The sequence below is a fragment of the Pseudoalteromonas sp. SG41-5 genome (assembly GCF_014164495.1).
Classification (GTDB): Bacteria; Pseudomonadota; Gammaproteobacteria; order Enterobacterales; family Alteromonadaceae; genus Pseudoalteromonas; species Pseudoalteromonas rhizosphaerae.
Genome location: NZ_JACJFH010000343.1, coordinates 1 through 223, shown reverse-complemented (window position 1 = coordinate 223; position 223 = coordinate 1). Strand labels below are relative to the sequence as shown.

Genomic DNA, 223 nt, shown 5'->3' with positions numbered 1-223 from the left:
CAAGAAAAGAACCCTGGCTTTTCACCTGCTTTGTAATATTCGATTGGTAAGCCATAAATACTATTAAACCCTTGAATTGTTGGTTGACCTTTACCACTGGGGTACACCGTGGCTTCTAGTTTGAGTTCTATCTGGTCGCCTGGCTGCAAACCAAATTCAGTCAAGAATGCATTGTAATTTATTTCTGCTTGCCACCCTGTTCGTGCAGGCTGAAGCATCCATA

Annotated in this window: 1 protein-coding gene; it reads right to left on the bottom strand. The window is 42.6% G+C overall.

What is annotated here, in order from left to right; genetic code table 11:
- A partial coding sequence (locus H5232_RS23880) for a hypothetical protein (RefSeq protein ID WP_182831735.1) occupies positions 1-223 on the bottom strand: 223 nt, incomplete at both ends.